General features: G+C 71.6%; 19 protein-coding genes and 1 riboswitch. Of the genes, 8 read left to right on the top strand and 11 right to left on the bottom strand.

Annotated elements, in window-relative coordinates:
* Positions 1-72 precede the first annotated feature (72 nt).
* The gene (locus ACGFIS_RS21660) at positions 73-1,428 is read right to left on the bottom strand and encodes a purine-cytosine permease family protein (protein ID WP_392972263.1); all 1,356 of its coding nucleotides are present in this window, start codon (positions 1,426-1,428) and stop codon (positions 73-75) included.
* Positions 1,421-1,537, bottom strand: a riboswitch (TPP riboswitch). (Overlaps the previous gene by 8 nt.)
* 99 nt (positions 1,538-1,636) lie before the next feature.
* Entirely contained in the window at positions 1,637-1,972 is a 336-nt protein-coding gene (locus ACGFIS_RS21655) for a rhodanese-like domain-containing protein (protein ID WP_392903548.1), read from the bottom strand.
* A 70-nt stretch (positions 1,973-2,042) separates the two neighbouring features.
* Here ACGFIS_RS21655 and ACGFIS_RS21650 point away from each other — a divergent pair, with 70 nt between their 5' ends.
* Positions 2,043-2,480, top strand: a complete 438-nt coding sequence (locus ACGFIS_RS21650; RefSeq protein ID WP_392903550.1) for an SSI family serine proteinase inhibitor — start codon at positions 2,043-2,045, stop codon at positions 2,478-2,480.
* A 107-nt stretch (positions 2,481-2,587) separates the two neighbouring features.
* On the opposite strand, the gene ACGFIS_RS21645 is transcribed toward ACGFIS_RS21650, so the two are convergent.
* Positions 2,588-3,451, bottom strand: coding sequence for an Fpg/Nei family DNA glycosylase (locus tag ACGFIS_RS21645; protein ID WP_392903552.1), 864 nt, complete (start codon positions 3,449-3,451; stop codon positions 2,588-2,590).
* A gap of 361 nt (positions 3,452-3,812) precedes the next feature.
* On the opposite strand from ACGFIS_RS21645, the gene ACGFIS_RS21640 reads away from it, so the two are divergent.
* The 3 genes from ACGFIS_RS21640 (at position 3,813) to ACGFIS_RS21630 (ending at position 7,374) form a co-directional block, all read left to right on the top strand.
* On the top strand, positions 3,813-4,019 hold the full coding sequence (locus ACGFIS_RS21640; protein WP_392903555.1) for a heavy-metal-associated domain-containing protein: 207 nt from the start codon (positions 3,813-3,815) through the stop codon (positions 4,017-4,019).
* Positions 4,020-4,080: 61 nt separating this feature from the next.
* The gene (locus ACGFIS_RS21635) at positions 4,081-5,034 is read left to right on the top strand and encodes a hypothetical protein (RefSeq protein WP_392903558.1); all 954 of its coding nucleotides are present in this window, start codon (positions 4,081-4,083) and stop codon (positions 5,032-5,034) included.
* Positions 5,035-5,061: 27 nt separating this feature from the next.
* A complete protein-coding gene (locus tag ACGFIS_RS21630; RefSeq protein WP_392972261.1) occupies positions 5,062-7,374 on the top strand; it encodes a heavy metal translocating P-type ATPase in 2,313 nt (770 codons plus the stop codon).
* Between the two features lie 57 nt (positions 7,375-7,431).
* Here ACGFIS_RS21630 and ACGFIS_RS21625 read toward each other — a convergent pair whose 3' ends face one another.
* Positions 7,432-7,881 carry a MarR family winged helix-turn-helix transcriptional regulator gene (locus tag ACGFIS_RS21625; protein ID WP_392972259.1) on the bottom strand — a complete coding sequence of 150 codons (450 nt, stop codon included), beginning with the start codon at positions 7,879-7,881 and terminating at the stop codon, positions 7,432-7,434.
* A gap of 92 nt (positions 7,882-7,973) precedes the next feature.
* Here ACGFIS_RS21625 and ACGFIS_RS21620 point away from each other — a divergent pair, with 92 nt between their 5' ends.
* Positions 7,974-9,056 (top strand): alkene reductase, encoded by a 1,083-nt coding sequence (locus ACGFIS_RS21620; protein WP_392903567.1) that lies wholly within the window; start codon positions 7,974-7,976, stop codon positions 9,054-9,056.
* A gap of 46 nt (positions 9,057-9,102) precedes the next feature.
* Here ACGFIS_RS21620 and ACGFIS_RS21615 read toward each other — a convergent pair whose 3' ends face one another.
* The 3 genes from ACGFIS_RS21615 to ACGFIS_RS21605 all read right to left on the bottom strand — a co-directional run bounded on the left by ACGFIS_RS21615 (position 9,103) and on the right by ACGFIS_RS21605 (position 12,682).
* Positions 9,103-9,708, bottom strand: coding sequence for a TenA family protein (locus ACGFIS_RS21615; RefSeq protein WP_392903570.1), 606 nt, complete (start codon positions 9,706-9,708; stop codon positions 9,103-9,105).
* Between the two features lie 194 nt (positions 9,709-9,902).
* Entirely contained in the window at positions 9,903-12,155 is a 2,253-nt protein-coding gene (locus ACGFIS_RS21610) for a bifunctional polysaccharide deacetylase/glycosyltransferase family 2 protein (protein ID WP_392903572.1), read from the bottom strand.
* Entirely contained in the window at positions 12,152-12,682 is a 531-nt protein-coding gene (locus tag ACGFIS_RS21605; RefSeq protein WP_392972257.1) for a hypothetical protein, read from the bottom strand. The genes ACGFIS_RS21610 and ACGFIS_RS21605 overlap by 4 nt, the downstream gene beginning before the upstream one ends.
* Before the next feature lie 126 nt (positions 12,683-12,808).
* Between ACGFIS_RS21605 and ACGFIS_RS21600 the strand changes: the two genes are divergently transcribed.
* On the top strand, positions 12,809-13,453 hold the full coding sequence (locus tag ACGFIS_RS21600) for an RNA polymerase sigma factor (RefSeq protein WP_392903578.1): 645 nt from the start codon (positions 12,809-12,811) through the stop codon (positions 13,451-13,453).
* Positions 13,450-14,148, top strand: coding sequence for a hypothetical protein (locus tag ACGFIS_RS21595; RefSeq protein WP_392903581.1), 699 nt, complete (start codon positions 13,450-13,452; stop codon positions 14,146-14,148). The genes ACGFIS_RS21600 and ACGFIS_RS21595 overlap by 4 nt, the downstream gene beginning before the upstream one ends.
* 32 nt (positions 14,149-14,180) lie before the next feature.
* Here the strand turns inward: ACGFIS_RS21595 and ACGFIS_RS21590 are convergent, their stop codons facing one another.
* On the bottom strand, positions 14,181-14,984 hold the full coding sequence (locus ACGFIS_RS21590) for a transporter substrate-binding domain-containing protein (RefSeq protein WP_392972255.1): 804 nt from the start codon (positions 14,982-14,984) through the stop codon (positions 14,181-14,183).
* A gap of 139 nt (positions 14,985-15,123) precedes the next feature.
* Positions 15,124-16,068 (bottom strand): helix-turn-helix domain-containing protein, encoded by a 945-nt coding sequence (locus ACGFIS_RS21585; protein ID WP_392903584.1) that lies wholly within the window; start codon positions 16,066-16,068, stop codon positions 15,124-15,126.
* A gap of 101 nt (positions 16,069-16,169) precedes the next feature.
* On the opposite strand from ACGFIS_RS21585, the gene ACGFIS_RS21580 reads away from it, so the two are divergent.
* Positions 16,170-17,195, top strand: a complete 1,026-nt coding sequence (locus ACGFIS_RS21580) for a saccharopine dehydrogenase family protein (RefSeq protein WP_392972253.1) — start codon at positions 16,170-16,172, stop codon at positions 17,193-17,195.
* A 21-nt stretch (positions 17,196-17,216) separates the two neighbouring features.
* On the opposite strand, the gene ACGFIS_RS21575 is transcribed toward ACGFIS_RS21580, so the two are convergent.
* Both ACGFIS_RS21575 and ACGFIS_RS21570 read right to left on the bottom strand, forming a co-directional pair.
* Complete coding sequence (locus ACGFIS_RS21575; protein ID WP_392903590.1) at positions 17,217-17,624, bottom strand: phosphoribosyl-AMP cyclohydrolase; 408 nt, start codon at positions 17,622-17,624, stop codon at positions 17,217-17,219.
* A gap of 42 nt (positions 17,625-17,666) precedes the next feature.
* Positions 17,667-18,266, bottom strand: a complete 600-nt coding sequence (locus tag ACGFIS_RS21570; protein ID WP_392972251.1) for a TetR/AcrR family transcriptional regulator — start codon at positions 18,264-18,266, stop codon at positions 17,667-17,669.
* Positions 18,267-18,334: the final 68 nt, after the last annotated feature.

Genomic DNA, 18,334 nt, shown 5'->3' with positions numbered 1-18,334 from the left:
GCCACCGGCCCCCTGCGCTCGCCGGGTAACTTGCACCGAAACTTCCCACGTCACCCTTACCTTTTGGTAAGACTACCGCCGGGTAACCCTGCCGATCAGAAGCGTGGCCAGCCCGGACACCAGGAACGACAGCAGCGACGCGCTCATCCAGCTCTGCGGGGCGAAGTGCACGGCGTCCCGGACGCCCGTCCAGAAGCCCGCCCAGCCGTCGACGGTGCCGGGGTTGATGAGCTGGTAGACGACGAACCCGGCCGCCCAGGCGCCGATCATTCCCCAGCGTGACGGCGCCGTCCGCGACACGTCCCACCCGTCCAGGTGCGCGGCGTCCGCCACCGCGCCGTCCCGGCGGCGGCGCCCGAGGAAGAAGTCGGTGGCCAGAACGCCCAGCATCGGCACGAACACCGACCCGATCAGCGCCAGGAAGCCCGCATAGTCGCCGATGTCCAGGGCCAGCGCGAGGACGGTGATGGTGATGCCGAGCAGGACGCTCAGAACACGGCGGTCGGCGCGGGGCGCGAGGTTCTGGATGGACACGGCGGTGGAGTAGGTGTCGGCGAACGACTGGTCCGCCTCACGCAGCACGAACACCGCGAAGAACACGACGCCGAGCGTGGCGCCCAGGAACGGGTCGAAGACGTTCTCGGTGTTGCCCGCGACCAGCGCCAGCGCCAGCAGGCCGAGAACGTAGGCGACGATCTGCGTGACCGAGTAGCCGACGGCCGCGGCCCCGAACGCCGCGCGCTCCGTCCGCGAATGCCGGGTGTAGTCGGCGGCGACCGGCACCCACGAGATCGACACCGCGAGCGCCGCGTCCGCGCCGATCCAGAAACCGCCCCACGACCCCTGCGACAGGTCCGGCAGCGGCTCGCGGAGGATCTGGACGTAGAAGTACACCAGCGCGATCGCCACGGCGACCGTCACGTACCGGCGCAGCAGGCGGACCGACCCCAGCGGCCAGATCGTCAGCACCGTCGTGATCAGCCCGGCGGCGATCACGTAGCCCCAGCGGGGTATCCCGTCCCACAGCTCGGTCGCCGCGTCCGCGATGACGATCAGCTCGAACGTCCCCCAGCCGACGAGCTGCGCGATGTTCAGCACCGTGGGCGCGTACGACAGCTTCGCGCCGAACAGCCCGCGCAGCAGCACCATCGCCGGCTGCCCGGTGCGGGCTCCGGGGACGGCGGCGAGACCGAGCATCAGCCCGCCCAGAACCGTGCCGACCGCCATCGCGACGATGCCCGCCATGATCGACAGCGTCGGGTTGCCGTCGGTGTCGGGCGCCAGGACGGTGTACGCGCCGGAGAAGGCCAGCAGGCTGACCCCGAGGTTCGCCCAGAACGCGCCCTGGTCCCAGAACCCGAGGACCCTGGGGGCGGGCTCTTCGAGGGTGAAGGGCACTTCGTTCGGAGGCTTGACGTCGGACGCCACGGAACACACTCCCTACGCCGGCATTACCCGGACAGGTTCATGCGGTCGGCGACGCCTCGAAGGCCGCCCTCTCAGCCCGGCTGTGGCCCGAGCTCCCGCGGATATCGGCCGGCACATGTTCGGCCGGCCCTGTTTCAGACCAGATCGTACAAGGACCCGGCTTCCCCCAATAGGGCGCGGATCACCTCAAAGAGAACAGATCACACCGTCACGCCACAAACGGGGGACCGTCCCCGGCGCCCTCCATCGGACGTCCCGCCTCGGCCCAGCCCTGCATCCCGCCGTCGACGTTCTTGGCCAGCCAGCCCGCCTGGTTGAGCGCCACGGTGACCTGCGCGGACCGGGCCCCCGACCGGCAGATCACGAAGACCTCCTGGTCACGCGGGACCTCACCGGCACGGTCACCGAGCCGGCCCATGGGGATGTGGACCGCCTCCGGCGCGTGCCCGGCGTCCCACTCGTCCTGTTCCCGCACGTCCAGCAGGTAGGCGTCCTGCGGAACGTCAGCGGCCACCACGGCCGGCACGTCGTCCCCGAAATTCATCACACCCCCATGGAACCGTGCGAAGCACCCCTGCGTCGAATCACGCATGCGGTATCGGACGCTCCTTTTCGTGGCGCCCGGGCTGGCCGTGCTCCTCTCATCGGCCGCCTGCGGCGACGAACAGGCCAACGGAACCCCCGCCGACAAGCCTTCGGGCGCAACGTCCGTGCAGCCCTCCGACTCGCCGGCGGACACGCTCACCATCGATGTCAAGGCCTCCGCGGAGGCCCCCGCCAAGACCTGGACCCTGACCTGCGAACCGCCCGGCGGCGGCCATCCCAAGGCCGCCGAAGCCTGCGCGGCCCTGGCCAAGACCAAGGACCCGTTCAAGCCCGTCCCCAAGGACCAGATGTGCACCAAGATCTACGGCGGCCCCGAGGTCGCCACGGTCAAGGGCACCTGGAACGGCAAGGAGATCGACACCACGTTCACCCGCAAGGACGGCTGCCAGCTCCACCGCTGGACCCAGGTGGCCCCCCTCTTCGGCAACGTCCCCAAGGTCCGCTGAAGGAGCCCTCCCCGTTCCGGCTCGCTTCCGGACCCTGGTCGGCCTGCCCCCCTCCGAATACCGCCACCGAAGCCGCTCCGCCGCCCACGAACGACTCGCGCGGCCTTCTACTTGAGCAGGCGGGACATGCGGCGGTCGGCGAGGGGCTTGCCGCCTGTCTGGCAGGTGGGGCAGTACTGGAGGGACGAGTCGGCGAACGAGACCTCGCGGATGGTGTCGCCGCAGACGGGGCATTTCTGGCCGGTGCGGGCATGGACCCGCAGGCCGGTCTTCTTCTCGCCCTTGAGGTCCTGGGCTTCGAGGCCGCGTGAGCGTTCCACGGCGTCCCGGAGGGTGGCGACGATCGCCTCGTGCAGGGTGGCGACGTCGTCCTCCGTCAGGGACGCGGCGATCTTGAACGGGGACATCTTCGCGACGTGCAGCACCTCGTCGGAGTAGGCGTTGCCGATTCCGGCGATCACCTTCTGGTCGCGCAGCAGCCCCTTGATCTGGGTGCGCTTGCCGTTGACGATCGCGGCGAGCGCCCCGGGGGTGAAGGCGTCGTCCAGGGGGTCGGGGCCCAGCGACGCGACACCCGGCACGTCGGCGGGGTCGCGGACGACGTAGACGGCGAGGCCCTTCTTCGTGCCGGCCTCCGTCAGGTCGAAGCCGGAGCCGTCGTCCAGGTGGACGCGCAGGGCGAGGGGATTCTTGCCGCCGGGCCGGACGGGCCTGGACGGGATCTCGTCCCGCCAGCGCAGCCAGCCGGCGCGGGCCAGGTGGATCACCAGGTGCAGGCCGTCGACGTCCAGGTCGAGGAACTTGCCGTGCCTGGACGCGCCGGTGACGGTCAGCCCGCCGAGCGAGGTGACCGGCGGGTCGTAGGTCTTCAGCGCGGAGATGGCGAGAACATCGATCCGGGCGACGGCATGGCCGACCACGCGCTCCCGCAGGAACCCCGCCAGCGCCTCCACCTCTGGTAGCTCAGGCATGGCTTCAGTATCGGCGATGAAGTCGTCCACAGGGCTGTGGACGGCTGTGGAAAAGTTTGTGCACAACGTCGGATCCGCTTGCGTGTGCGGCTCTTTCGGGGTCGATACCTCAATGAATCCGGTCAAAGCGGCTGGAGGGGGGTCCGTGCGGCGGTCACACAGGGTGTGGATAACTTCCATGTAACGACCCTTGGGTAACCGCTGCGGAAGGCCTGTGAGGGCGACTCACCGGCCGGATTCCCAAGGTGTGACCGGGATCTCGAAATAACCCCTGGGGGGTAGGGGTTGCCCAGGACGCTCGGTTCTGCCAGCATGAGGATCAGAGATACCCCCCTAGGGTAATGAGCAAGGGAGACATCAGATGAGCACCGCCACCTACACCGTCACCGGGATGACCTGCGGCCACTGCGTCAGCTCCGTCACCGAGGAGGTCGAGCAGATCGCCGGCGTGACCGGCGTCGACGTCGACCTGCCGACCGGCCGGGTGACCGTGACGAGCGACACGCCCCTCGACGACGCCCTGGTCAAGGACGCCGTCGAAGAGGCCGGTTACGAACTGAAGTCATGAGCGGCGCGCATCTCGCGTCCAGGCGGGGTGCGTCCCAGATGTTCGAGCGGAGTGGATCGGCATGAACAGCGCGACCAAAGTGGGGGCCTACGCCGTGGGCCTGGCCGTGGTCTTCGGCGGGGCCGCCGGGATCGGCAAGGTCGTCGGACCCGTCGGGGCCACGGCCGAGACCGCGTCCCATGAAGGCGCGGGTCACGGCGGCGAAGGCGGGGGGCACGGCGCCGCGGCGTCCCCTGTGCCCGGTGGCCTGCAGGTCTCCGAGGACGGCTACACGCTCGTCCCGCGCAAGACGACGCTGACGCCCGGCAAGCGGACCGACTTCCGGTTCACCGTCAACGGGCCGGACGGCAAGCCCGTCACCGGGTTCAAGCCCCTGCACGGCAAGCGCCTCCACCTGATCGTCGCGCGGCGTGACCTGTCGGGCTTCCAGCACCTGCACCCGACCGAGGCCGGCGGCGGTGTCTGGACGGTGCCGATCACGCTGCCCAAGGCGGGTGTGTACCGGTTCTTCACCGACATCCAACCGAACGGGGCGTCGCGCCAGCTGACGCTGGGAACCGACGTCTTCGCCCCGGGCGACATGCGGTTCACGCCGCTGCCGAAGCCCGAGCAGGTGGCGAAGGTGGACGGGTACGAGGTCGCGCTGTCCGGCGGACTCACTCCCGGCAAATCCACTGAACTCACCCTTTCGGTGAGCAAGGACGGCAAGCCGGTCACCGACCTGCAGCCGTACCTGGAGGCGTACGGCCACCTGGTGGCGCTGCGCCAGGGCGACCTCGCCTACCTCCACGTCCACCCGGACGGTGAGCCCGGCGACGGCGAGACGAAGCCGGGGCCCGGCATCACGTTCTTCGCCGAGGCGCCCAGCACCGGCGCATACCGTCTGTACCTGGACTTCAAGCACGACGGCGAGGTCCGCACGGCCGAGTTCACCGTGCACGCCGGCGACGCCGCGGTACCCGTCCAGGAGACCGAGACCGAGCCGGGCCACGATGACCGGCCCCACGGGCACTGACCGCACGATCGAGGCAGAGGAGGAGCGATGAGCACGGACACCGCGTCCGGGCGTATCGAGCTGGCGATCGGCGGGATGACGTGCGCGTCGTGCGCCAACCGCATCGAGCGGAAGCTCAACAAGCTGGACGGCGTGACCGCGACGGTCAACTACGCCACCGAAAAGGCCCGTGTCGAGTTCCCCGAGGGGGTATCGGCGGACGAGCTGATCGCCACGGTCGAGAAGGCCGGGTACTCCGCCGAACTCCCGGCCCCGCCGAGGTCGGAGTCCGAGGGGGACGGGGCGCCGGAGCCGGACGACGGGCTGCGCCCGCTGCGGCAGCGGCTGATCACCTCGGTCGTGCTGTCGGTCCCGGTCATCGCGATGGCGATGATCCCGGCGCTGCAGTTCGAGGCGTGGCAGTGGCTGTCGCTGACCCTCGCCGCCCCGGTCGTCGTGTACGCGGGATGGCCGTTCCACAGGGCCGCGGCGATCAACCTGCGGCACGGCGCGGCCACCATGGACACGCTGATCTCGGTCGGCACGATCGCCGCGTTCGGCTGGTCGCTGTGGGCGCTGTTCTTCGGCACGGCCGGTGAGCTGGGCGTCAAGCACGGCTTCGAGTTCTCGCTGACACGCTCCGACGGGTCGATGAACATCTACCTTGAGGCCGCCGCCGGCGTCACCATGTTCATCCTGGCCGGACGGTACTTCGAGACGCGGTCCAAGCGCCGCGCCGGCGCCGCCCTCCGCGCCCTGCTGGAGATGGGCGCCAAGGACGTCGCGGTCATCCGGGACGGACGCGAGGAGCGCATCCCGGTCGACCGGCTCTCCGTGGGCGATGTGTTCGTCGTCCGTCCCGGAGAGAAGATCGCCACCGATGGGACGGTCGAGGAGGGCTCGTCCGCCGTGGACGCGTCCATGCTGACCGGAGAGTCGGTCCCGGTGGAGGTCGCGCGGGGCGACAGCGTCGTCGGCGCCACCGTGAACGCGGGCGGGCGGCTGCTGGTCAGGGCCACCCGGGTCGGTTCCGACACCCAGCTCGCGCAGATGGCGCGGCTCGTGGAGGACGCGCAGACGGGCAAGGCGCAGGCGCAGCGGCTCGCCGACCGAATCTCCGGGATCTTCGTCCCGGTGGTGATCGCGCTGGCGCTCGGCACGCTCGGCTTCTGGATCGGAACCGGCACCGGCCTCGCCGCCGCGTTCACCGCCGCGGTCGCCGTGCTGATCATCGCCTGCCCGTGCGCCCTCGGCCTCGCGACCCCGACCGCCCTCATGGTCGGGACGGGACGCGGCGCCCAGCTCGGCATCCTGATCAAGGGCCCCGAGGTGCTGGAGTCCACCCGGAAGATCGACACGATCGTCCTGGACAAGACCGGCACCGTCACGACGGGACGCATGGCGCTGGTCGACGTCGTCACCGCCGACGGCGTTTCCGAGGACGATGTCCTGCGGCTGGCGGGGGCGCTGGAGAACGCGTCCGAGCACCCCATCGCGCAGGCCATCGCCAAGGGTGCGACCGAACGGATCGGTGAACTGGGCTCGGTCGAGGACTTCGCCAACATCGAGGGACTCGGCGTCCAGGGAGTGGTGGACGGCCACGGCGTCCTCGCCGGCCGGCCGCAGCTCCTCGCCGAATGGTCGCAGCAGCTCACTCCCGGCCTCGAACAAGCCATGGAGGAGGCCCAGGCGCTCGGCCACACCGCCGTCGCGGTCGGCTGGGACGGCGAGGCCCGCGCCGTGATCACCGTCGCTGACCAGGTCAAGCCGACCTCGCGGGAGGCGATCCAGCAGCTCAGGTCGCTGGGGCTGCGCCCGGTCCTGCTGACCGGCGACAACGCGACGGTCGCCCGCACGGTCGCGGACGCGGTCGGCATCGACGAGGTGATCGCCGAGGTCCTGCCGCAGGACAAGGTCGACGTCGTCAAGCGCCTCCAGTCCGAGGGCCGGACGGTCGCGATGGTCGGCGACGGTGTCAACGACGCCGCCGCCCTCGCCCAGGCCGACCTGGGTCTTGCGATGGGGACGGGCACGGACGTCGCGATCGAGGCGTCCGACCTGACCCTCGTCCGCGGGGACCTGCGGGCCGCCGCCGACGCGATCCGGCTGTCCCGGCGCACGCTCGGCACGATCAAGGGCAACCTGTTCTGGGCGTTCGCCTACAACGTGGCGGCCATCCCGCTGGCGGCGTCCGGGCTGCTCGTCCCGATGATCGCGGGCGGCGCGATGGCGTTCTCGTCGGTCTTCGTGGTCAGCAACAGCCTGCGGCTCCGCCGCTTCAAGGCACTGAACGCGAACCGCGGCGAGCCCGTCGCCCCGGCCGCCAAGCCGATGCGGGAAGAACTGTCCGCAGCCGGCTAGTCCTTACACAGAGCGCGCGGTCCCGGCGAGGGGCCGCGCGCTTCGTGGATGAGGCCGTCAGGTGCGGAGGGTGGCCATCAGGGGCGCCAGGGCGGGGTCCGCGGCGGCGGCGTCCAGGGCCTCGGCGAGGGTCGCGGTGTAGGTCGGGGCGGCCTCCGCCTGGGCGGCGCGGCCCTCCTCGGTGATGACGGTGTAGACGCCGCGGCGGTCCTTGGGGCACATGGCGCGGCGGGTGAGGCCGGCGGCCTCCAGCCGGGCGACGAGGCGGCTGACCGAGCTCTGGTTGAGGCCGATGAGGTCGGCGAGTTCCTGCATCCGCAGCTCACCGTCGTCGGCGCGGGACAGCCGGCACAGGGCCCGGTACTCCGACAGCCCGATTCCGTGCAGGCGCTGCATCGCCTTGGCGAGCTGGTGCTCGACGCGTCCGTGCAGGGTGACGACGCCGTCCCAGAGCAGGTCGTCCGCCGTGAAGGTGCCCGTCGTGGTGCCGGTCGCGCCTGCGCTCATCTCGCGCCCCCTCTTCTGTTGACACCACCTTACATGCAATGCGAATATCTGCATGTACATGCAAGTTTCTTTGAGTCTGGTGGAGGCCCACGATGACCAGTCCGCTGCTCCTTCCCTACGACGGGCCGCACCTGAACCTGCCCAACCGGATCGCCATGGCGCCGATGACGCGGGGCAGGGCGGACGACGCGACCGGCGTCCCCCATCCGCTGACCGCGGAGTACTACGCGCAGCGCGCCACCGCCGGCCTGATCGTCACCGAGGGGATCTGGCCGGACGTCCTCGGCAAGGGCGGGCCCGGCATCCCCGGCCTGGTCGACGACGCGCAGGTCGACGGATGGCGCGCGGTCACCGACGCCGTCCACGCGGCAGGCGGGACGATCTTCGCCCAGCTCTGGCACGTCGGCCGGATGACGCACCCGCTCAACCTGCCCGGCGGCGCGACGCCGGTCGCCCCCTCACCCGTCCGGATCGAGGGCGAGCAGATCTACACGTGCGAAGGCGACGTCGACCACGTCACGCCGCGCGCCATGACGACCGCCGAGGCGGAAACGTTGATCACCGGCTTCGCCGCCGCGGCCCGCAACGCCGTCAGGGCCGGGTTCGACGGCGTCGAGGTGCACGGCGCGAACGGCTACCTCATCCAGCAGTTCCTCGCCGAGAACACCAACCGGCGCACCGACCGGTTCGGCGGCTCCCGCGCCGGGCGGCTGCGGTTCGCGCTCGACGCGGTGGAGGCCGTGGCCGCCGAGGTGGGGCCCGGACGGGTCGGGCTGCGCATCTCCCCGCACAACCCGGAGAACGAGATCGCCGAGCAGGATCCGCAGGGCACCTACCGGGAACTCGTCGACACCCTCGACCCGCTCGGTCTCGCCTACCTGCACGTCATCGAGCGCGGCGCCTACGGGGCGCTCGCCGATCTGCGCCCGCGCTGGTCGGGCACCCTGATCGGGAACTTCAACGGCCCCGAGCCCACCTCGCGGGAGGCCGGCGAGCAGGTCGTCGCCGTGGGCCTGGCCGACCTCTTCTCGTTCGGGCGGCTGTTCATCTCCAACCCCGACCTGCCGGCCCGCTTCGAAGGGGGCACGCCGCTCAACACGCACGTCCCCGGACTCGTCTACGGCGGAGGCGCCGAAGGCTACGTCGACTACCCGGCCCTGTCGCCCCAGCGCTAGCCCGGCCTCCGCCCCAGCGGCCCCGGGCGTCAGGCCGGGCGGGGCGTCACGGGACGTCCCAGAAGGCGATCTCGTGACGCATGCCCTCCAGGAACAGACGTTCCGCGGACTCGCGGTCGGCGCCGGACTCGTCGATCATCTGGGCGATGCGCCCGGTCAGCTCGGCGAAACCGGGGTCGGCGTAGGTGTCGACCCAGCGGCGGTAGCGCGGCTCGGACGGCGGGTTCTCGACCAGGCGGGCGCCGAGCGTGGAATAGCCCCACATGCAGGGATAGAGGGCGGCAAGGCCGTCAGCGTACGTGGCGGCACTGTCCAGAAGAAACGACGTGTACGCGGTGCAGGCCGGGCCCTTCTTCGCACCGTCCAGATCGGCGTCGAAGCTCGCGGACAACGACCTGTGCAGGTCGAGCTCGTCATGGAACGTCGCATAGGCGAGGTCGACGAGATCACCGAGATGGGCGGCGGGCGCCTGCCACGCCAGCCTGGAGAACACGCGCACGTAGTCGTGCAGGAAGAGGTAGTCCTGTTCCAGCCAGGAGCGGAACACCGCCTCGTCCAAATTCCCTTGGGCGATGCCCTCGACGGTGGGGTGCCTGAGCTGTTCGTCGACCAGCGGACGGCCGAGTTCTTCCAGATGCGCCGCGAGACTCATGCCCGCAAGTCTCGCACCGCCGTGACCGCACCCCGGAAACGACCAGACCCCGCCGAGTCATGCGACCCGGCGGGGCCCTGGTCTTGCGGCCGGTGTGTGGGTCGCCTCTCGGCGAAAGGCACAACACGGCTCCAGCCGGACGGTATTCCGTGAAGGCAAAAGGTGAGGCCCGGGGACACCAGGCACACCGGCTGTCATGTGTAACCGACGGGCCCCCGGGATTGTTCCCGGCCCCCCAGATCGCTGAAGGTCCCCGTCCGGCGGACGGTGTGCCACCCCAGGCGCGCCCCCAGAAGCGCGGTGACGACGGACTGGACGACGACCATGTACATGAGCTGCCGGTAGACGAACTGCTGGAGCGGCAGCGTCCACAGGGGGCGGATCCGTTCGCCGTCCAGCCACAGGGCGTAGGCCCCGGCGGCGGCCTGCGCGGCGACGAAGACCGTCCAGGTGAGGACGGGCCCGGCCGGATCGAGGAAGACCAGGCCGAACAACGCGAACAGGTCGATCGCCGGCGCGAACAGCGGCAGCAGCACCTGGAACACCGCCAGGTAAGGCAGGCATCGGCGTCCGAACCTGCCCGAGCCGCCGCGTTCGAACACGGAGCGGCGGTGCTTCCACATCGCCTGCATCGTCCCGTAGCACCAGCGGTAGCGCTGCCTCCACAGCTGCCGCAGTGACGACGGCGCCTCCGTCCACGCCAGGGCCTTCTCCTCGTAGACGACGCGCAGGCCGGTACGGCAGATCGCCATGGTGAGGTCGGTGTCCTCGGCGAGGGTGTCGCCCGGGACGCCGCCGACCTCGACGAGGACCGACCGGCGGAACGCCCCGATCGCGCCGGGCACGGTCGGCATGCACCGCAGGACGTCGAACATCCGCCGGTCGAGGTTGAAGCCGATCACGTACTCGATGTGCTGCCAGCGTCCGAGGATGCCGCCGCGGTTGGCGACCTTGGTGTTGCCGCTGACCGCGCCCACCCGCGGGTCGGCGAGCGGCGCGACGAGGTGGCGGATGGTGTCGCGCTGGAAGACGGTGTCGCCGTCCACGAGCACCAGCAACTCGGCGCGGGCGACGGCGATCCCCGCGTTGAGCGCGCTGGGCTTGCCGCCGTTGGCCTTGCGGATCAGGTGGACGGAGGGCAGCCCGATCGAGTCGACGATCGCGGCGGTGCGGTCGCGGGACCCGTCGTCCACCACGATCACCTCGACGGTGCCCGGATAGTCGGTGTCCAGCAGCGAGGCGACCGTCGCCCCGATGCTCGCCTCCTCGTTGTAGGCGGGGACGACCACGGAGACGGGCGGGAACGGATCGGGCGGCATGCCTTCGTACCCGGGCGCCCCGCCGTACCCGGGCGCCCCGCCGTACCCGGGCGCCCCGCCGTACCCGGGCGCCGCGAGGAAGCCGGTCGCCTCGGGCGCGTCCGGTGGGCGACGCGCCGGCGACCGCACCCGGCGGACGTGGACGTGCGCGAACAGCAGCATCACCACGAGCCTCAGCACGTACAGGATCCCGGCCGCCCCGAACAGCACGCCCATCGTCCCGGTAAGGGCGGACGCGGCGTGCTGCGCGCCGACGAGCGTCCAGCCGGCGGCCCGCTCGTGCGCGGGCACGGGAACCTCGGCGGAGGGCATGTCGAGCGCGTCCGTGAGCGTGGTGAAGCGGTAGCCCTTCGGCTGGAGCCGCTCGATGATCTGCTCGACGGCCGCGACGCTGGCGGACCGGTCGCCGCCCGAGTCGTGCAGCATCACCACGGCGCCCTCGCCGCGCTCACCGGCCGTCAGCGCGGCCCGCACGATCTTCGCGGTGCCGGGCCGCGCCCAGTCCTTGGTGTCGCGGTCGGTGAGGACCACGACGTACCCGTCCTCGCCCGCCCGCCGCGCGGCGCGCCACTCCGGCGCGGTCAGGCCGTCCGGACGGGACGAGTACGGCATCCGCATCAGCCTCGTGTGGACTCCCGCCGCCCCGGCCAGGGCCCGCTGCGTGAGGTCGAGTTCGAGCTGCTGCCGCCACGCCGGCGCGGTCGCGAGGTCGACGTGCGTGTACGTGTGCGAGCCGATCTCGTGGCCCTCGCGGAGGATCCGGCGGGTCAGCCCCGGGTTCTCGGCCACGCGGGCGCCGACCGTGAAGAACGTGGCGTGGGCGTCGTGGCGCCGCAGGACGTCCAGCATCCGCGGCGTCCAGGTCGGGTCGGGGCCGTCGTCGAAGGTCAGCGCGATCGTCTTCGGCGGCATCCGCCGGCTCTGCGGGGCGTCGCCGGTGAGGTTCACGACCGGCCCGCCTGAGGTGATCTCCTCCGGCGCCGGGACGGGACGCTCGGGCACGTCCCGTGGCGCCTCGCCGACGACGCCGCGGGAGAAGCCGTCCAGCAGCAGGAGCACGGTCAGCAGGAGGCCGCCGAGCATCAGCAGGATCCAGTGGCCCCTGGGTTCACCGCGTCGGCGCGTCAAGGGTCGTTCTTCTTACGCCCCCAGGCGGGCGGGCTCGCGTCCGACCTCCCCTTCCCCGGGGGGCTCGCGGTCGACGCGGGCGCCGGCGCCGCCGGCGGTGTCGCCGCGGACGGCGCGGACGGGGAAGCGCCCGTACCCTGCCCGCCACCTCCGGGCCCCCCGGCGCCCGGTCCCGTGGGCTCGGGGCTCGTGGCGTTCCGCTCCGGGTTCGCCGGCGGCATGACGGGAGTGCCCGGATCGGGCGACGGCTCGCTCCACGACGTCAGGGGCACGCTCGGCCCGGTCGTCATGCCGAGGCCGAGCGCGCCGAGGACCACGATGAGCACGGCCCCCGCGCCCAGGCCCAGCCGCCTCCCGAACCGTGCCCGCCACCCGGTCGCGTCGACGAACACCGCCTTCGCCTGGACGCGGGTCTCGGGACGCGTCGCACGCGGTGATTCACGCGGGGCCGCCGGTGGCGAATCGACAACAGGGGGGATGCCCGTGATGAGCAATGCGTCCCGGTCTTGCGGGGTACTGCCGGTCATTTTCGTCCATCACTTCGTCCGGTGGGGAACGCCCGAGCACGAGGGGCGGCGTGAACGCTCAATGCTTCAGCGCGAACAACCACGTACGTGTCACACGCCCGGCGGATTCCCTGCACAATGGCCGGAATGGAACGAGCGGACGAGGAAGATCTCGGCCGTGCCCTGCGAGCGGCGCAGGACGGCGACGAGCAGTCCTTCCGCATGCTTTACCGCGACGTCCAGCCCCGCCTGATCCGCTTCGCCGGCGCGCTCGTCGGCGCGGACGCCGAGGACGTGACCTCGGAGGCATGGCTGCAGATCTCCCGGGACCTGCCCTCGTTCCGCGGCGACCTCGACGGCTTCCGCGGCTGGACCGCGACGATCACGCGGCACCGGGCACTGGACCATCTGCGCCGCAAGTCACGCCGCCCCGTGTGCGACCTGCCCGTCGAGGAACTGGTCACCATGGCCGCCGACGGCGACACCGAACGCGACGCCCTCACCGGTGTCGCCACCCAGGACGCGCTCCGGCTGATCAACGGACTCCCCAGCGACCAGGCGGAGGCGGTGCTCCTGCGCGTCGTCATGGGCCTGGACGCCAAGACGGCCGGCAAGGTCCTCGGCAAGCGCGCCGGGGCCGTGCGGACCGCCTCCTACCGTGGTCTGCGCCGCCTCGCCGAACTGCTGGGCCCGTCCCACGCGAACGCGCCGTCCCCGCCGGAGTCCCCGAAGGCCCTGCCCCTCATCCCCGGTGACAAAAACGGCGGTACCGGCGCTGAAGGGGTGTCATGAGCGACCAGTACCGGGCCGGACGGCTCGACGATCGCACCCTCGAAGGCCTCCTCGACCTAGACGGTGCCCACGGGCACGCCCGGCTCCACGCCCTGCTCTCGGCGGCCGCCGGGCCCGCCCGCCCGGAGGAGGTCGCGGGTGAGGACGCCGCCGTCGCCGCCTTCAGAGCCGCCCCGCGTCCCGCGCGGGCGTCCCGCATGCACCGCGTGGCCGCCCTGCGCCGCTTCCTGACGGTCAAGATCATGGTGCTGGTCGGCGGTTCGCTCATCCTGACCGGTGGGGCGGCCGCCGCGATCACCGGCAACATCCCGGGGCAGGAGGCGTCGCCCGCGCCCAGCACGACGCCCGGCGACCGCACGGGCAACCGCCAGGACCGGACACCGGCAAACCAGTTCGCACCGTCCGGAGCACCGGCGGCGCCGCCGGACGCGTCGGGCCCGCCCGGCACGTCCAAGAAGGGCAACGGCCGCTCCGACGCGCCTGGCCGGCCGGAGAATCCGGGGATCACCAAGAAGTCACCTCGCGGCCCCGGCACCAACCAGGGCACCCCGCCGGACGCGAACCCCGGCAACGACCCTGAGACGGGCACGGGCACTGGGACCGGCAACCAGAACGGAACCGGCGGCAACGCTCCCCCGACCGAGGTGCCGTCGGGCAACGGCAAGGACGGCGCCGTGACCGGCAGGCCGGACTGACAGGGCCTCTCCACGGGCCGCCGGCTGCGGCGCTAAAGACAGCCCTCGAACTGCGGGACGTCCACGTCCGACAGGTCCAGGCCCGACGAGCCGAACCACTTGTGCATGAACGTGGCCATCGTCCCGTCCTGATACATCTGGGTGATCGCCTTGTTGAGCGCCTCGCACCCGTCGGGGTCGCCCTTCCGGATCGCGATGCCCGTCCGCCGCTCCCCGAAGCGGGAGTTCAGCAACCGGAAATCCGCGCCCTGCCGCGTCTTCAACCCGGCCAGAATCGTGTCGTTCGTCGTGATGGCGTCGATCCGGCCGTCCCCCAGCATCGCCATGCACTCCCGGTAGGACCTCGCCGCCACCGGCACCGCCGCGACCTGCCGCTCCACGGTCACCGCCTCCGCCGCCCCGGACCCGGTGACGGCGCAGATCCTGCGTCCCTCCAGATCCCGCACGTCGTGCACCTCGCGCTCGCCGTTCCGCACGAGAATGTCCTGGTACGACAGGAGGTACGGCCCCGCGAACGCCAGCCGCTGCGTCCACTCCGGCTCCAGCCAGAACGTCAGCACCATGTCGACCTTCCCGGTCCGGAGCAGCTCCTCGCGATCCGCCGCCAGCGCCGGGACGAAGCGGACCTTCTTCCCCATCCGCTCCGCCAGGTATCGCGACACGTCCACGTCCAGCCCCTCGAACGTGCCGTCCGCGCGCCGGAACCCGATCCCCGGAAGATCCGGCCGCACCCCGGCGATCAGCGTCGTCTCCCCGATGATGGACGCACTCCCGGCGTCCCCGCACCCGGTCAGAGCGAGACAGCTCAGCAGGACCGAAGCGATCGGTCGCCGCATCCGCGGATCCCCCCAATCCGTGCGCGGCCCTGGTCCCACCGAACAGGGAGCGCCCGCCTACAAAGTCGCAGCCGGGCGATCATGCCTCCACCCTCCTGACCACAACCGGCCCGACACCGGACGGCAACGCACGAAGGCCTTATCCGGCCCGGCTGCGGAAAGTGCGGCGGTAGGTGTCGGGTGGCACGCCGACCGTGCGGTTGAAATGCCGGCGCAGCGTCGTCCCGGTGCCCATGCCGGTGGCGGCCGCGATCGCCTCGACGCTGTCGCCGGTCGTCTCCAGAAGCTCCTGGGCGCGGCGGATCCGCTGGGTCAGCAGCCACTGCAGCGGGGTGGTACCGGTCACCGACCTGAAATGGCGGCCCAGATTGCGCGAGCTCATCGCCGCCTGGCGAGCCAGATCCTCGACGGTCAGGGGATGGTCCAGCCGCTCGATGGCCCACGGGAACAGCTCCGCGAGCGGATGGTCGTCCTGCGCCGGCACCGGTGAGGTGACGAACTGGGCCTGGCCGCCGGCCCGGTGCGGCGGCACGACCAGGCGGCGCGCGACCGCGTTCGCGACCGCCGAACCGTGGTCGAGGCGGACGAGGTGCAGGCACAGGTCCATCGCGGCGGCCTTGCCCGCCGAGGTGAGCACGCTGCCGTCGTCCACGTAGAGCACATCCGGATCGACCTCCACCCGGGGATGGCGCGCGGCCAGCGCCTCGGTGTGCACCCAGTGCGTGGTCGCGCGCCGCCCGTCCAGCAGCCCGGCGGCGGCCAGCACGAACGCGCCCGTGCAGAGGGCGGCCACGCGCGCACCCGCCCGGTGGGCCCCGCGCACCGCGTCGACGAGGTCGCCGGGCGGGTCCACGTCGACATCGGCCCACGCCGGAACGATCACCGTGTCGGCGCTCGCCAGCCGGTCGAGCCCGTGGTCGGGCTCCAGCCGGAACCTGCCGGCCTGGACGACGCCCGGCCCGCAGCCGACGAGGTGGTACCAGGGACCGGTCACGCCGTCCGGGGCGGTGCCGAACACCTCGAAGGCCACCGACAGCTCGAAGTTCAGCATCCCGTCGGCGAGGGCGACCGCGACAGTTCTCATGTCCGGAATTGTACGAGGCATGGCGTTCCAGACACTCGTGCGAGACGACCGTCGCCGCCATGATCTCCGCAGTGGATCAACCGAGCACAACAGGAGAAACCATGGGATCGGGTCAGGCGGTCGCGGTGTTCGGCGCCTACGGGCACACCGGGCGCTTCGTGGTGGCGGAGCTGCGGGATCGCGGGTACGTCCCGGTCCTGTCCGGCCGCGACGCCGGGAAGCTGGAAGCACTGGCGGTGTCGTTCCCGGGGCTCGACGTCCGGCCGGCGTCGGTCGGGGATCCCGCGTCACTCGACCGCGCACTGGCGGGCACGGCGGCGGTGATCAACACTGCCGGCCCCTTCGCCGCGACGGCCGCCCCGGTGATCGAGGCGGCGCTGCGCACCGGCGTCCCCTACGTGGACGTGGCGGCCGAGATCGAGGCCAACGCCGACACGTTCGCGCACTTCGCGGACCGCGCCGCCGGGTCCGTGATCGTCCCCGCGATGGCCTTCTTCGGCGGCCTCGGCGACCTGCTGGCCACCGCCGCGATGGGCGACTGGACGGCCGCCGACGAGGCGCACGTCGCGTACGCGCTGAGCAGCTGGCACCCCACCGCCGGAACGCGCGCCTCCGGCACGGTCTCCCGGGAGCGGCGGGACGGCCGGCGGGTCCGCTTCACCAACGGGAAGCTGGACTACCACGAGGACGCTCTTCCGTCCCTGAAGTGGACGTTTCCCGAGCCGATGGGCGTGCGGCCCGTCATCGGGGAGTTCAGCATGGCCGACGTCGTCACGATCCCCAGCCACCTGGCCGTCCCCGAACTGCACTCGTACATGACGGTCGAGGCGGTCGGGGACCTGTCGGCCCCGGACACGCCGGCGCCGGCGGCGGCCGACGAGCGAGGCCGCTCCGACCAGACGTTCCTCATCGACGTCGTCGTGCGCTCCGGCGGCGCCGAACGGCGCGCCACGGCGAGCGGCCAGGACATCTACGCCATCACCGCGCCGCTCGCGGTCGAGGCGGTCCACCGGATCCTCACCGGGCGGACCAGGACGACCGGGGTCGCCTCCGCCGGGAAGATCTTCGACGCGGCCGGCTTCCTCAGCGCGCTGTCCGCACACCTCTCGTTCGAACTGCGTCGGTAGACCGGCGGGCGCCGCCGCGGTTCATTGCGAGACGGGCCGGAGCGCCCCGTCGGTCACCGAGCGGTAGTAGCAGGTCGGACGGGCTTCTCCGGACGGAAGCGTCGTGTGACAGGCGCCGCCGGTCGTCCGGTTCACCAGGTAGAGCAGCGAATTCTGCTCACAGTTGACGCGGACGTCCACCACCTCCAGGACGTCCCCCGACGTCGCGCCCTTGCGCCACAGCTCGTTGCGGGACGTCGACCACAGGACGGCGATCCGCTCGTCCAGCGTCGCCTTGAGCGCCTGGTCGTTCGCGTATCCGATGAACAGGACGTCCCCGCCGGCCGCGTCCTGCAGGACCACGGGGACGACCCGCGCCCCGGTCGCCGCGACGCCGGCGAGCTTGTCGAAGTCCAGAGTGAGCCGGGTGCCTTCTTCGAGTTCGTTCACCCGACCATCCTGCCCTCTCGCCGGGCCCGGCCGACGGAAGCGCTAGCTCGGCCCGGCGGCTGCGGGGACGGCCAGGATCGATTGCACGGTCGCGATGACGACGCGGGCGGTTTCGGCTGATTTCAGGCGACCGGCCCTGATCTCTTCGGCGGCGCCGTGGAGGACGTGCTGGATGACGCCGACCAGCCACGTCATTGGCAGGTCGGTGCGGAAGGCTCCTTGTTCCTGGCCTCGGCGGATGAGCTCTTCGACGCGTTCGGCGGGGGCGGTGTGCAGTTGGCGGATGCGTCCGGCCGGAAGGGTCCCCTGGGCCGCCGCCAACAGCGCCGTGGACTCGGCCACCAGTGACCAGCTGGAGTCGAGCAGCCGGGTCAGGGCGTCTTGTGCGTCGCCGGTGAGGTCGACGGCCGCGAGCACCTCTTCACCCGCGCGCAGCGCGTCGACCAGGGCGGCCTCGACCAGGTCCGCCCGGTTGCGGAAGTGGCCGTAGAGCGTCATCCGGCCCACTCCGGCGGCCTTGGCGATGTCGTCGATGCTCGCGGTCGGGTCTTGGCTCAGGCTCTCGCGCGCCGCGGAGACGATGCGGGCGATGCTGCGCTCGGCGTCCGCGCGCCGGCGGCGGCCGGAAGTGGAGGTGGACATGCCATCACCCTAACTCGTACGCCGATGTACGTGTTACTCTCCTCCCAGAACTCGTATTGCGTAGTACG

Origin of the sequence: Spirillospora sp. NPDC048824 (genome assembly GCF_043198455.1) — a bacterium.
Classification (GTDB): Bacteria; Actinomycetota; Actinomycetes; order Streptosporangiales; family Streptosporangiaceae; genus Spirillospora.
This window is presented reverse-complemented; position numbering and strand designations above follow the sequence as displayed.